12 protein-coding genes are annotated in these 13,958 nt (G+C 41.9%); 2 read left to right on the forward strand and 10 right to left on the reverse strand.

The features are described from left to right. The first annotated feature begins 216 nt into the window (after positions 1-216). The gene (locus tag HGR01_RS03295; RefSeq protein WP_228045435.1) at positions 217-2,892 is read left to right on the forward strand and encodes an EAL domain-containing protein; all 2,676 of its coding nucleotides are present in this window, start codon (positions 217-219) and stop codon (positions 2,890-2,892) included. Positions 2,893-3,173: 281 nt separating this feature from the next. Here the strand turns inward: HGR01_RS03295 and HGR01_RS03300 are convergent, their stop codons facing one another. From HGR01_RS03300 to HGR01_RS03345, 10 genes are all read right to left on the reverse strand, one after another. After that, positions 3,174-4,820: a peptidoglycan-binding protein gene (locus HGR01_RS03300; RefSeq protein ID WP_228045434.1), complete on the reverse strand. Its 1,647-nt coding sequence runs from the start codon at positions 4,818-4,820 to the stop codon at positions 3,174-3,176. A 298-nt stretch (positions 4,821-5,118) separates the two neighbouring features. Continuing rightward, the gene (locus HGR01_RS03305) at positions 5,119-5,661 is read right to left on the reverse strand and encodes an SH3 domain-containing protein (RefSeq protein WP_045872013.1); all 543 of its coding nucleotides are present in this window, start codon (positions 5,659-5,661) and stop codon (positions 5,119-5,121) included. A gap of 280 nt (positions 5,662-5,941) precedes the next feature. Then, the gene (locus tag HGR01_RS03310) at positions 5,942-7,453 is read right to left on the reverse strand and encodes an AAA family ATPase (RefSeq protein WP_045872014.1); all 1,512 of its coding nucleotides are present in this window, start codon (positions 7,451-7,453) and stop codon (positions 5,942-5,944) included. A 207-nt stretch (positions 7,454-7,660) separates the two neighbouring features. Further along, entirely contained in the window at positions 7,661-8,164 is a 504-nt protein-coding gene (locus HGR01_RS03315; protein ID WP_045872015.1) for a YceD family protein, read from the reverse strand. Positions 8,165-8,330: 166 nt separating this feature from the next. Beyond that, positions 8,331-8,858 carry a protein jag gene (locus HGR01_RS03320; RefSeq protein ID WP_045872016.1) on the reverse strand — a complete coding sequence of 176 codons (528 nt, stop codon included), beginning with the start codon at positions 8,856-8,858 and terminating at the stop codon, positions 8,331-8,333. A 2-nt stretch (positions 8,859-8,860) separates the two neighbouring features. After that, a complete protein-coding gene (gene yidC, locus HGR01_RS03325; RefSeq protein ID WP_045872017.1) occupies positions 8,861-10,009 on the reverse strand; it encodes a membrane protein insertase YidC in 1,149 nt (382 codons plus the stop codon). Between the two features lie 270 nt (positions 10,010-10,279). Then, entirely contained in the window at positions 10,280-10,669 is a 390-nt protein-coding gene (locus HGR01_RS03330; protein ID WP_045872018.1) for a PH domain-containing protein, read from the reverse strand. Then, positions 10,656-11,084 (reverse strand): ribonuclease P protein component, encoded by a 429-nt coding sequence (gene rnpA, locus HGR01_RS03335; RefSeq protein WP_045872019.1) that lies wholly within the window; start codon positions 11,082-11,084, stop codon positions 10,656-10,658. The genes HGR01_RS03330 and rnpA overlap by 14 nt, the downstream gene beginning before the upstream one ends. A gap of 24 nt (positions 11,085-11,108) precedes the next feature. After that, complete coding sequence (gene rpmH / locus HGR01_RS03340) at positions 11,109-11,243, reverse strand: 50S ribosomal protein L34 (protein WP_015139827.1); 135 nt, start codon at positions 11,241-11,243, stop codon at positions 11,109-11,111. A 176-nt stretch (positions 11,244-11,419) separates the two neighbouring features. Further along, entirely contained in the window at positions 11,420-11,932 is a 513-nt protein-coding gene (locus HGR01_RS03345; RefSeq protein ID WP_045872020.1) for a DUF2808 domain-containing protein, read from the reverse strand. 796 nt (positions 11,933-12,728) lie between these two features. Between HGR01_RS03345 and HGR01_RS03350 the strand changes: the two genes are divergently transcribed. Further along, positions 12,729-13,892 carry a Re/Si-specific NAD(P)(+) transhydrogenase subunit alpha gene (locus HGR01_RS03350; protein WP_045872021.1) on the forward strand — a complete coding sequence of 388 codons (1,164 nt, stop codon included), beginning with the start codon at positions 12,729-12,731 and terminating at the stop codon, positions 13,890-13,892. Positions 13,893-13,958: the final 66 nt, after the last annotated feature.

Genomic DNA, 13,958 nt, shown 5'->3' on the forward strand with positions numbered 1-13,958 from the left:
ATGGTTATTAATATCTATCGAACTAACTTTAGAGATATTTAGCTAAATATCTCTAAAGTCAAGAAATTATGACTTACTACTAAAAATATTGGTAATTACAAAAATCAAAATGTTACAGCAAATTTAAGTATGTAAAATATCAACATAAAAATAAATTAAAATACTTAGAAAGAAAAATCATGCTGATTGGTTATATATTAAATCAGGTTATTAATTATGCAAATTTCCAGGGTATTACTACAAGCTAAAAATGCGCCATCTACCATAACAGAAACTACTATGCTTGTCTTGATGGTTGGTTTATGTATCTACTTAGGAGTCAGAATAATTGCCTTATATATGGCAAATTATCGTTCATCAAAAGTTGAAAATCAACGAAAGACTTCTTGTGAAAAAGTTTTAAGAGGCAATACCCAAAAAATCCTATTCACTAAGGAGGAAAACCCTAATTTATTCCTAATAAATCACCAATCTCCATCAGCCGAAAGTGATGAAGCTAATCAATTGAGCCAGTCTGTCAAAGAATTGGCTTCTAATTGTGGCACTTTTTATCTAGAAGCCCTTGCTGCTATTGAACAGTCTTTACTGAATTTCGATAACCGACTCAGATGTTATACAGAAATTCTGCAAACTCTGGGAAAAGCCTGTCAGGTTAGTCGTGTATACATATTTGAAAATTATGTTGATGATGATGGTAACTTAATCATGCATCAGCAAGCTGCATGGTGCGCTGAAGGTATCCCATCCAAAAATGAAAACCACCCTTGGCACAAACTATCTTATACAAAATTCTGCCCACGCTGGTTAAAGTTATTAGCGCGAGGTGATATCGTTGCTGAAACAATCACAGAGTTGAACAAAACAGAAATTCAGACTTTAGGCCTAGAGGATGTTTTGACAATATTGATTTTACCAATCATTGCTCAAGGTAATTTTGTCGGATTTATTGGATTTGATAACTGTAAAGAAGCACAAATTTGGGAAGCCAAAGAAACAGCATTTTTGCAAGCGGTAGCAGGTGTACTTGCTCTAGTGCATGATCGTTTACTAGCAGATCATGCCCTCAAGACAGTAATTTTAGAAACCCAAGATTCTGCTTATCACTTAGAAAATGTAGTACAAGAACGCACAGCAGAGTTGCACAGAGAAATTGCGGAGCGCAAGCGGATACAAACAGAACTAGAAAAATCACTATCTTTGCAATGGGCGACCTTAGAATCTACTGCCGACGGCATCTTAGTAGTAGATAATCAAGGTAAGATTGCAGGCTTTAATCAAAAGTTTCTGCAAATGTGGCGCATTCCGGAGTCATTAATCACCACCGGAAATTACAAAGAAGTGCTGAGATTGGCGATGAAACAGCTAGAAGCGCCAAAACAGTATTTTGCTACGATTAGAGAATTATACTTTAATCCAGATACACAGCTTTATGATGCGATCGCCTTTAAAGATGGCAGAGTTTTAGAGCGTTATTCCCAACCTCAGAGGATTAACGGCAAAATAGTCGGTAGAGTCTGGAGTTTTCGCGACATTACAGCCCATAAATTAGCAGAAGCCAAAATCCGGCATCAAGCTTTACACGACCTGTTAACCGATTTACCTAACCGCGTGCTATTTAATGAGCGACTTTCAGAAGCTTTAGCACAATCGCAGAAACATCGTAGCAAATTAGCGGTGTGTTTTTTAGACTTAGACCGCTTCAAAGTGATCAACGATACATTAAGTCATGCTATTGGTGATCAATTACTGCAAATTGTGGCTCAACGTCTGATCGAATGTCTGCGGGAGATTGACACCATAGCGCGGTGGGGAGGCGATGAATTCACCCTAATCTTGCCAGAAATTAACGATAATCAAGAAGTTACACAAATTGTAGAAAGCATCTTAGCAGCTTTTAAACCAGTATTTGAAATCGAAAATTACCAATTACATATCAGCGTCAGTATTGGTATTGCCCTTTATCCGATGCATGGACAAGATGCCGAAACTTTAATTAAACACGCTGATGTGGCACTATATCGTGTTAAGTCTCAAGGACGAAATCATTATCAGTTCTATAATTCAGCCATCAATTCTGGTTCTTCAGAATTGCTAACTTTAGAAAATAGCTTGCACTCTGCCTTAGAACGCCAAGAATTTGAAGTTTACTATCAACCACAGGTCAATATCACCACAGGCGAAATTACCAAAATAGAAGCATTACTACGTTGGCGACACTTAGAATTAGGCTTAATCCCACCCCAAAAGTTTATTCCCCTGGCTGAAGAAACTGGATTAATTATTCCAATTGGGGAATGGGTGTTAAGAACTGCTTGTGCTCAAAATAAAGCTTGGCAAGATGCACTTAATTTACCCTCACTTTCAGTAGCTGTGAATCTTTCTGCACGCCAATTTCAGCAACCAAACTTAGTAAATATGGTGCAACAGATATTGTCAGAAACGCAATTAAACCATAAATTTTTGGAGCTAGAAATTACCGAAAGTATTGCTATGAAAAATGTTGAGTTCACTAAAAGAATTTTAAGTGAATTACACGCTCTAGGTGTTTCTATTTCCATAGACGATTTTGGTACAGGGTATTGTTCTCTCAGTTATCTGAAAAATTTTCCAATCCATTGCTTAAAAATTGATAGGTCTTTCGTGAGAGATTTATCTGATGATAATCATGATGCTGCCATCACAACTGCAATTATTGCTTTAGCACATGGATTAAAGCTTGCAGTTGTTGCCGAAGGCGTAGAAACTGAAGAACAGCGGAATTTTTTACGACTGCTAGATTGTGAACTCATGCAAGGCTATCTCTTTAGTCGCCCTTTATCGGCAGAAGACACCACGAGATTACTCAAAAAATCTAAATCCCGTCGGATTAATCCTTCATTTTTAGTAGCTTAAATAAAGTTGTCATTGGTCATTGGTCATTGGTCATTGGTCATTTGGAGTTAGATTATTACCTTCATTCCACCTTTGATATTGACCGTCCCAATTTGAGATTTTAAATTTTGGATTTTGGATTATTTCTTCAGTAAAAGTACAGCCGTGTTCAGAACAAATCTCTAAGCTGTATCTGCTTGTGGGTACAGTCAATCTAAAATCGCAAATCCGTCTTGACAAGTTTGCTCAACGGGGGGAACCCCCGCACGCAACTTTTCGCAAAATCTAAAATTGATTGACTCTTAAAAATACTCTACCCTAGCATCTAAACCATAAGAGCGTAACAGTTTAGATAAATTCTCTGCTTCTGTTCTATTCCCAAATCTACCTGCATTCACATAATCTCCTAAACCAGATTTTTCGACAACTGGATTAGCTATATATTGTCTTACTTTGTTGAGAGTATCGGCATTATGAATTGGTACTACAACTACATAGCGATTTTGATTGTTATTAGCATTAGTATTCACAGGAGAGGTATTTAAACCTAATGCTTGCCAGGTTTGTGCATCTACATTGCCAGTTGGAGCAATACCAGAATATTGCTGGAATGCATACACATAAGACCTAGTATTTTCACCATAATATCCATCAGGATTTGTATTAAAAAATCCTAATTGCAATAACCTCTGTTGCACGGCTTTCACATTATCGCCACTATCGCCAACTGTGAGGTAATTTCTAGTCTGAGGAGGAGCTTGAGAAGCTTGAGGAGCTTGATAAGCTTGTCTATTTTGCAAAACGCCACGTACTGCTTGCAAGGCTTGTGTATCAGCTACACCATCAATAGCTAATTGGTAATCTCGCTGGAATCGCAGTAGTGCATCTCTAGTCAATGGGCCAAAATTACCTGTAGGATTAGCCTGCAAGTATCCTAACTGCCGTAAACCCTCTTGTAATTCTCTAATTTGTTGCGGCGCAAGACTAGTTGTGTTGGGTATGACTGGATTAGAAGGACTACTAGTAGGAGCCAAAAGTCTGTTCCAGGTTTGTCGATTGGTAATTCCATCAGCAGGTAAACCAGCATAGCGCTGAAATGCAATCACCGCATCTTTAGTAACAGGCCCAAACTTGCCAGTCGGAGTAGCTTTAAAATAACCCAGTTGCTGCAACCTCTGTTGTAACCTAGTTACTGCTGGGCCTTGGCTACCTTCCAACAAAATGGGATATTCCCCTCCGGTGCTGGGTATATTTGAGGGTGCTTGGGAAATTTTGGTAGAGTTGCGCGAACCTTGCTGAGAGCGAGTTAAGGCTTGTTGAGTTTGCGGGCCAAAATAGCCTGTTATTGGGCCTTGAAAATAGCCTTGGCGTTGCAAACGTTGTTGTAGCTTCACAACTTCTGGGCCTCTGCTACCTAGCCGCAGATTACCACTGGTAGTATTACTAGTATTAGTAGCGATTCTACCTCGGCAGGCTTGTTGGAGCGATCGCGCAGTGCTATCACCTACAACTCCATCAGCAGGTAGTTTATTCGCCTGCTGGAATGCAATCACTGCTTGCTGAGTGATCGAACCAAACTTACCGCTAACTGGGCCACGAAAGAAACCTAATTTCTGCAAGCACTGCTGTATGTTTGTAACTTCAGCGCCATTACTTCCTACTTTCTGTACAGCTAAAGTTTGCCCAGCGATACTGAGAAGTGACAAGGTTAATGCTACAGATAAAAAACGCATCGCCAAGGTGCTAGAAAGCTTTGTCCAATTCCAGAATCTCAAATTAGCTGGAACAGGAACAATTTCTAGAGTTGCGGATGCTTCGTAGACTGCGGCGCTATGTAGATCACCAATGACTTCCATAAAATCGAGGGTTTGGTATTGGGTATTGGGTATTGAGGACTGGGGATTGGGGATTGGTAATTGGTAATTGGTAATAGAAACACCAAACGCCAAATGCCATTTTTAAGTCAGTCCATTACTTCTGTTTGGGGATATACCTAGAATGAAAATTTTGCTTTTCTAGCCCCTATTCCCTAGCCTATGCGCCCCTCTTCCCGAGTCCATGAGGAATTTTTGCTACCAGTATACTATAGGATAACTAAGACTAGAAAATAAATTCATACATCATCAAAAAAAGAGACCTGGCAAGAAAAACTTAGCCAGGTTAATCAATGGAATTACTCTATTAATTTTAATTGCGATAAATTAATTTCATTTACGATGTAGATATTTAGCAGTTGGCTTTGCGTATCTACTGGTCTTGTTGTGGCTTTTCTGGCTGTTGTACTTCTTCGTTACCTTCTAATTTTTCAGTATTACCTGCTTTCACCCAGCCTTCTTGATTAGTATCTTCCTGGCGAATTTTTTGCCACAATTTATCGTCACTTTCCTCTAAAACTATCACTTTTTGATTAAAACCAACCCCACCCACACGTTCAGCATCTTGTTTTGGTTCGGCTCGCAAACTCAAGCCTTGGTTCCAAGTAACTTTTCCTTGGTAAGCTCCTGGTGGTAATGGTTTGGGTGATTCTTCAGGTTTGGGTGTTTCTGTAGCTGCAGGAGTTGGAGTTGCAGTAGAAGTTGCTTTTGGCTGAGATTCAGTTTTGGTAGCTGTTGCTTCCGTGGCTTTGGGAGATTGGATTCGCTGTGAAGGATGATCGTTGGCAAAAATTGGTTTGGCGGGAGGTATGGCGGTTCTATTCATGAAATAGAGTGCAGTAGCAACACCAGTACCTATTAAAATAGCGATCGCCAACAGAAACCCAAGTATAAATTTAAGTAAGTTAGAAAACATATTTTATAACCTCATTACCAATCGTCAATTGTCCAGAGTCAAGGGTCAACGGTCAAGGGTAAATGAATCTAGACTCTGGACAATGCAAATTTTAGATTTTAGATTGCCGATTTTAGATTTTTTGGGTGATCCTGCAATCTAGTAGCTTAGATACCCCGCCAAGTTAGGGCAGCACAAATCCGGAGATCTAAAATTTAAAATCCTTGAGCCAAGTACTAAACGTTGTCGGGGTCAATCTATAATCCAAAATCGATTGACTCAACTATTATTGCAGCTGGCGTTAGCGTAGTTTACCGAAGGTATCGCTTAAAGGTGTTTGTTTTGATGCTAATCGCGCTCGTCCAGCCGCAGCCCATTCTTGTAGTTGCTGAATTTGTTCTACAGCAGTTCGCGCCAGAGGTATGATTTGACTGGCAGCTTCTAGAATATCGTCGTTGGTAAAGTCGCGATTTTGACTAAATCCAATATGCATCGCTTCAATTAAAGTTTGCTCAATCTCTGCTCCAGAAAAATCGGGTGTTTCATATGCTAGCCTATCGATGTCATAACTTTTCAAGTTATGGGGGCGCAGTCGGGATAAATGGACATTAAAAATTGCTTTTCTCTCTTCTTGGGTTGGTAACCCGACAAAGAAAATTTCATCAAATCGCCCTTTCCGCAACATTTCTGGTGGTAAGGACTGAATATCGTTAGCGGTGGAGACGACAAATACAGGTGAGGTTTTTTCCGCTAACCAGGTAATAAATGTTCCAAATACCCTGCTAGTGGTTCCTGCATCTCCTTTACTACCAAGCCCAGAAAAGGCTTTATCTATTTCATCAATCCACAGCACACAAGGCGCTAAAGCTTCGGCTACTTGGATCATTTGACGAGTGCGGGATTCTGATTCCCCCACCAAACCACCAAACAACCGCCCAACATCTAAGCGTAATAAAGGTAAATGCCAATGATGAGCGATCGCTTTTGCTGTTAAAGATTTCCCCGTACCTTGAATTCCCACCAACATGAGACCACGGGGATGTGGTAATCCGTACTGTCGCGCTCGTTCGGTAAATGAACCGCCCCGCCGGAATAGCCAGTCTTTGAGGTTATCCAATCCGCCAATGTCAGAAATTTGCTCGGTGGCGGGGTAAAAATCCAAAATTTGGGTTTGGCGGATAGTTTGGCGCTTTTCTTCCAAAACTAAATCCACATCTTCTGGTTGCAATTCCCCGTGCGTGGCGATCGCTTTTGCCAAAACCCGGCGAATCCTCTCCATTGATAGCCCTTGGCAAGAGCGCACCAAATCATCTATGACTTTACTAGGAAGTAAGTTACCAGTCACTTGCAGCAACCGTTCCACCTCTTTTTGAATTTCGGCGGCGGCTGGTAATGGAAATTCCACAACTGTTAGCACTTCGCTTAAATCGTCCGGAATCGCAATCCGTGGTGACAGTATGACAATATTTTTCGGTTGCGATTTTAGCAGTCTCGCCAGGTTGCGAAGCTTGCGCGCGATCGCCACATCTTCTAAAAAGCGATGGTAATCCCGTAGAATCATTACCCCTGGTGCTGAAGCTGGTAACTTTTCAATAAATTCCAAAGCTTGCAGTGGATTGCGTCGCCCAAAACCCTCATCATTGGGGTTTCCCTGGTAGCCATCCACAAAATCCCAAGTATATACAGGGCGATTACCTTGGTTGGCTGCTTCTTCTCGAATCGCAGTTTCTACCCGTTCTTCTTCGTATGTAGGAATATAAATCAAAGGATAGCGGGCGCGCAGCAGTAGTTTAAACTCTTCACGAAAGCTCATAAGTAGCTGTTAGTGTTATTAGTTCTTATCCCATTGTTAAAGGTTGTATTGTCTCTCACAACTAAAAACTAAAAACAACAACAGCTAGAAACTTAGCAAATCTTCTGCTGCAATGGGTAATAGCTTATTTTTACTGGTTTAAATATCTTTAATGAGCGCCCAAGCGCTCAAATTCAAAACAAAAAGAACTACCAATTCCAGCAACTATCACGGAAGTTGCTTTTTCAAAGCCTCTAAACCAGCCCAACGGCTATCAACTGACTTTTGCGAACTCTCAGCCGCAGTACTCAAAATACCAGGGCAATTGAGGTCACATAGCTGGCGCTGAGGTAATTCTAAACACATCTGCTCATACAACCATTCACCAGGATAAAAATAGCCATCAGGCGGTAGAGTTTCCAGCAAATCTTCAACTGCTACTTCTCGTTCTAATGGCAAGTCGTTGATTTGATTAGCTGTTACGTCTAACCAAATCACTTCCTGAGTATCAACTACCAAACGCTGATTGTATTGCTGTAAACATCGGTTACAAGTACAAGTAATAATTGCTTCTGCTTGACCAGATACTTCTAAGTAATTACCTTGATGCTGTACGCGAATTACACCACGAACAGGAGTCAAAGTGTCCAAACCAGGCAGAAAATCCTGAACTTGAATTTCCTCTGTCCGCTCCGGGGCTTTGGTGAGCTGCGGAATCAAAATTGCGTCCATAGGATTTGTGAGATATCCTCACGAAACGAAACTTAGTTTAACTACCAGCAAAATTGCTGAGATTTAGATCTTTATTTTAGCTTTTAGTGAGGTGGTCAAGGGTCAAGGGTCAAGGGTCAAAGTTCAAGGTTTTTCCCAGTACCCAGTACCCAATCCCCGATCCCCATTACCCAATCCCCTCAGGCTCGAGCGCCGGGCGAACTACAAGATGACGATGTGGTTCTTTGCCACGACTAAAGGTTTCTAAATCCGCAAATTCCTTTAAAAATGTATGAATTTGCCGCCTTTCCGCCGAACTTAGGGATTTTATTTCTACTTCTCTGCCTGTAGTTCGCACTTCTTCGGAAGCTGCTTCTGCCAATGCGCGAATTTCAGCTTCTCTTTTGACGCGGTAGCCATTCAACTCAATGGTATAAGAAGCTTGCTCTTCTTGTGGTTGGTTAATGTTCAATACTGAATTAGCTAGATATTGAATTGCATCTAGCACTGAACCATCGCTACCAATTAAAGTTCTGATTTGCTCAGGGTTGAGGTTCGTTTCATCAATTGTCAACCAGTAGTTATCTGGTTCTTCGGAGTCGCCGCCCTGAGGTTGAGCAGGTTCTAAATTACCCTCAACCTCAGCAGATACCCCAGTAAGTAGCAGCAATGTTTTTAACCATTGCTGCCCTCGCTGCATGGGACTGTTGCTCATGATCAATTTGTAGCCTTTTTCTTAGAACTTTTTGGCTCAAATGGCAATGATTTTTGCTCTGCCACTGCTGCTTCTTTTTCTTGGGTTGCTACGATTTTTTGTAATTCTTCTGGTAATGGTTCGCGGGAGAGAATGAAGGTTTGCAGAGTTTGGAAGATATTCCCAATTACCATATACATCAAAACCCCAGCCGGCAGGGGGAAGAACAAAAACATCCCAGAAAATATTACTGGAGTAATTTTGTTAACTGTATCCTGCTGTGGGTTCCCACCGCTAGAATTTTGCCCGGAGAGAATTTGGCTGACGTAGAGACTGATACCAAAGAAGATTACCATCGCCACAATATCCCAATGGATTGTGCCGTCGGGATCGGTTGCACCGACTCTACCTAAAGCATCAATGAACAGAAATCCTTTATCTGCTGCTAGTCCGGGGATGGTACCTTGTATGGTGACATCTCCAGGCTGTAAGGCTTCGATATTGCCTTCAGCGTCAATTTTAATTCTGTCTTCACCTTTGACTACTTTCCATTCAGGAGTCAATTTATTGTTTTCTGGGTGTTCTGCCAAAAGCACCTGAAATGGTTTGCCTTCAAGGGTCTGATATTGAATCTTGGTTTTTTCTCCTACCGCTAATTTATTACCTCCAGGGAGGATAGCAGTAATACGGCTGTGTTCCCCATCAGCAATGTAGATATTTTGCGGGGGAGTGGCAAAAGCTTGGGGTTGAATTCGTTCGATTTGTTCAGAGGGAAAGACTTGTAAGTTAACGCTGTAGTTGACTCCAGCAAAGGGCGAACCCCGCAAAGTGGCAAACAGCGCCAACAATACTGGCATTTGCAGCAGTAGTGGTAAACAGCCAGCCAGAGGATTGCCAAATTCTTTCTGGACATTAACCATTTCCTCTTGCTGCTTTTGCGGATCGTCTTTATAACGCTCCTTGATTTCTGCCATCCGCTTTTGCATCAGAGGCTGAACAATCCGCATCCGCCGCATATTCCGGATGGAACCAGCACTCAGGGGATAGAGCGCAAAGCGGATTATCAATGTTAAAGCAACGATCGCCAATCCATAGCTAGGAACAATCCCATAGAAAAAATCTATGATTGGCAGCATCACGTTGTTCGAGAGAAACCCGATACCAAAATCCATTATTCTGAATTCAACCTGAGGTACTGTAAACTAACTGAATCTAATTTATCTAAATCAAGATCGGTCTGCGACTATCATTCACTACGGATAGCCGCACATGATATTAACAATTGAATGTTAAAGTCAACGAGCTTTTTTAAGTGCTGAGTAAGGAAGATGATAGAGACTAAACAAGCTGAGTGATAGATTTTATCCTTGATTTCTTATGATTTAAGCCTTTTTGAGACATTGAACCCCAGAAATTCAGACTCAGCACTATGAGTTAATTAACTACTTAGCAGCAGCGCTATATTCGGGATTTTTAGCAACAACTCTTTCGTTAATATATTCATAAACTTCTCGGAAATTAGGAATAGCTCGCATTTCTAGACGGCTACCATTTCTGAGGGTTACTACCATATCTCCCCACAAGCCAATAGCACGGGGAACTTTGACGATTTTGACAATTTCTGAGTAGATTACGTCAGTGCGATCGCGTCCCATCCAACCCCCAATCACCGTAACTCGGCGATCGGTGATGCGGTAGCGTAGCCATAAAGCTCTGACAATTGCCCCAACTGTCAATGGAATGCCGATGACAGTTAGCCCAAACAGCAGGTTAAGAATTAAATCCCCAACGTGAGGGCCACCTTCATAATAAATTTCTTCACGAATGCCCATTGAGTACCTCGGCTTGTGCTAACAACTGCTCTAATTCTTGCAGAAATTGTTGGCTTACGCACTCTCGTTCTGCTGCTGTTGGTTTCACAACTACCACTAACCGCCATCCAGGTGACAATCTGGGCAACAACTGATACAAAGCTCCCGTTATTTGCCGCTTAATCCGGTTGCGGACTACTGCACGCTTGCTGACTTTTGTGCTAATGGAAATACCAAATTTTGTACTATCTAGATGCGTGGCATCAGCATCAGTTAGCTGTATAGTCTCAGGGGCAGTATCCAAAGAAGACTTTTTGGAAGCCAACGGTTTCAAGGCCCTTAATGTCAAATAAGCGCCATGTCGCCGAATTCCTTCTCGGAAAACTGCCTGGAAATCTTTTCGGGATTTTAGCCGATTCGCCTTGGGCAAAGCCACAGATGCTCTTTCGCCTAATATGCCCTAAACACTCAGACGATGACGGCCTTTTTTTCTTCTGGCGCGAATGACATTTCTGCCATCTGGTGTCCGCATTCTGGCGCGAAACCCAGAAGTCCTTTTCCTCTTACGGTTAGTACCGCCTAGCGTTCTCTGCATACAGTTCTCCTCTTAGGTGATGCTTACAAAAAATCACAATCTCTTATTTTATCACTATTACAGGTAAAAGTTAGAGATTCCGGTAAATGGTTAAGGGTCAAGGATCAAAAGTCAAGAGTCAACTGTCTTGTGTTTCCGATTACCCATTACCCATTACCAACTATCTATTGCCCAACTTAATTAATACTTACTACCCAAGAACCTAAATAACGCAACAGTGGCACATCACCAGGAGAGAGAACTTGGCAATTGAAATAGTAAACGCCACCAAAGGTAGGGTTTTTCACGTTGGATAACTCAACTTCCACCCTACTACCGGCTGGTACTGGCTCTTCAGGAAAAATTTCGATGACGCGTCCTTCCTTATCCCACTTCACTTCAGACAGGCGAACAGCTTTACCTTTGACTTTTACCTCAACCTGTTTAGGATCAAAAGTTCCTTTGTAATAATCAGGGTAAGTAATAGCAAATTGGGCCACTGCCAATTTCATTTTGTTGGCAGGAATTCTGAAGATATAACGATCCCAACCATCAGATTGTCCGCCAAAGTCTAAACGATAGGGCAGTTGATTTTCGGATTTAATGCCGCTAAATAGTGTCAATCCTGGTAAACCCTGTGCCCAGCTGACAGCTTGGAAACCTGTCAACAAGCAGCCAGTCACCGCTAAAGTAGAAAGTAAACGTCGCATAATTAAGGCTCCTCACTATCAACTAGTAAGCTTGGTTATCTAAATAACTAAAAATTTAGTATTCGTAACTAAACTTTACTACTGAATTTCTAAAAATAGACGTTAAAGAGCAATAAAAAGTGTCACAAGGTATTGGGCATGGGGCATGAGGCATTGGTAATGGGTAATCGGTAATTGGTAATTGGTAATTAGTTATTTCTCCCCAGTCCCCATTACCCCTAATCCCCACTCCCTGCGGTCGTGGGTGCCCCGAGTTCCCCAGTCACCAGTCCCCAATCCCTCACCTGGGGATCACAATTATGTTGCTGAATATGTATAAATGTAGCTGAATTGTAATGCTCTTGTTATAAAAATTGAGAGATACAAACAGCGATCGCCTGTTAAGTTGGGCTAGATTGATAAAAACACGCGTGAATCTAAGCAGTTGCCATCAAAATTTACTTTGGGCAGAATGAAGTTTTTTCTAAGTGGATGCATATTGCAATATGTCATAGAGGAATACAAAATTTTTAAATCCCTAAAATAAGCTGAAGAGACAGATGCACAATTGGGGAATCAACTTAGGATGTGCAGTATGTAATCCTATATTAATTATCTAAAATTGCTGACATCTGTGACTAGCAAGCTGAATCTTGACCTAGGCAGCGATTCAGTAGAAAAACAAAAGGTCAAGCGGCAATTTATAGAGCAGCGCAATGGCTGAAATAACCAGCCTATGAGCTATTGAGAGCGGGGAATTATTCAGCAAAAAACTACAAAATTTGCAGAGATTAGGTATTTATCTCCAGGAGATTTCATGAGAATAGCAGTAGCTAAAGAAATAGAAGTTGGTGAGCGTCGTGTAGCTTTAATTCCAGATGTTGTGGCCAAATTGGTAAAACAAGGTTTAGAAGTTTGGGTAGAAACAGGCGCGGGAGAGCGCTCATTTTTTAGTGATTCTGCCTATGAAGCAGCAGGAGCGAAAATTATTGGCGATCCCGCTACATTATGGCGCGAAGCAGATATTTTATTGAAGGTTAGTCCGCCACAAGAAAGAGAAGACGGACGTTCAGAAATTGATTTTCTCAAAGCAGGCTCTGTATTAATTAGCTTCCTGAATCCCTTAGGAAATCCGGCGATAGTAGAAAAACTGGCAAATCGCCAAGTAACAGCCTTGAGTATGGAATTGATCCCCAGAACCACCAGGGCGCAAAGCATGGATGCATTGTCCTCGCAAGCATCCCTAGCTGGCTACAAATCTGTGTTAATAGCTGCTGCTGCATTACCGAAATACTTCCCCATGCTCACCACAGCTGCAGGCACGATCGCCCCAGCGAAAATATTTATCATGGGGGCAGGTGTCGCTGGATTGCAAGCGATCGCTACTGCTAGACGCTTGGGAGCAGTGGTAGAAGCCTTTGATATCCGTCCCGCCGTGAAAGAAGAAGTGCAAAGCTTAGGCGCAAAATTCGTCGAAGTGCAACTCGAAGAAGACACTGTGGCGGCTGGTGGCTATGCCAAAGAAATCTCCGAAGCTAGCAAACAACGCACTCAAGAAGTTGTTACCGAACACGTTAAAAATGCCGATGTGGTGATTACCACAGCCCAAGTTCCCGGGAAAAAAGCCCCACTGTTAGTCACCGAAGAAATGGTGAGACAGATGAAGCCAGGTTCAGTGATTGTAGACTTAGCTGCCGAACAAGGTGGTAACTGTGCCTGTACCGATCCTGGTAAAGACATCGTGTGGAACGGGATCACCATCATCGGGCCGATCAATTTACCATCATCAATGCCCGTTCACGCCAGCCAACTGTATGCCAAAAACCTGACATCGTTGATGCAACTACTGATTAGTAAAGAGAAAGCTTTGCAGGTAGACTTTGCCGATGACATCGTTGACGCAGCTTGCGTCACCCATGCAGGCGAGATTCGCAATCAACGAGTAAGTGAAGAATTAGCAGCGTTGAAAGTTAGAGGTTAGGGATTGGGGACTGGGGACAAGGAGAAATTACCAATGCCCAATGCCCAATGCCCCATGCCCATTTAA

Origin of the sequence: Tolypothrix sp. PCC 7712, from assembly GCF_025860405.1 — a bacterium.
In the GTDB taxonomy this organism is placed as follows: domain Bacteria; phylum Cyanobacteriota; class Cyanobacteriia; order Cyanobacteriales; family Nostocaceae; genus Aulosira; species Aulosira diplosiphon.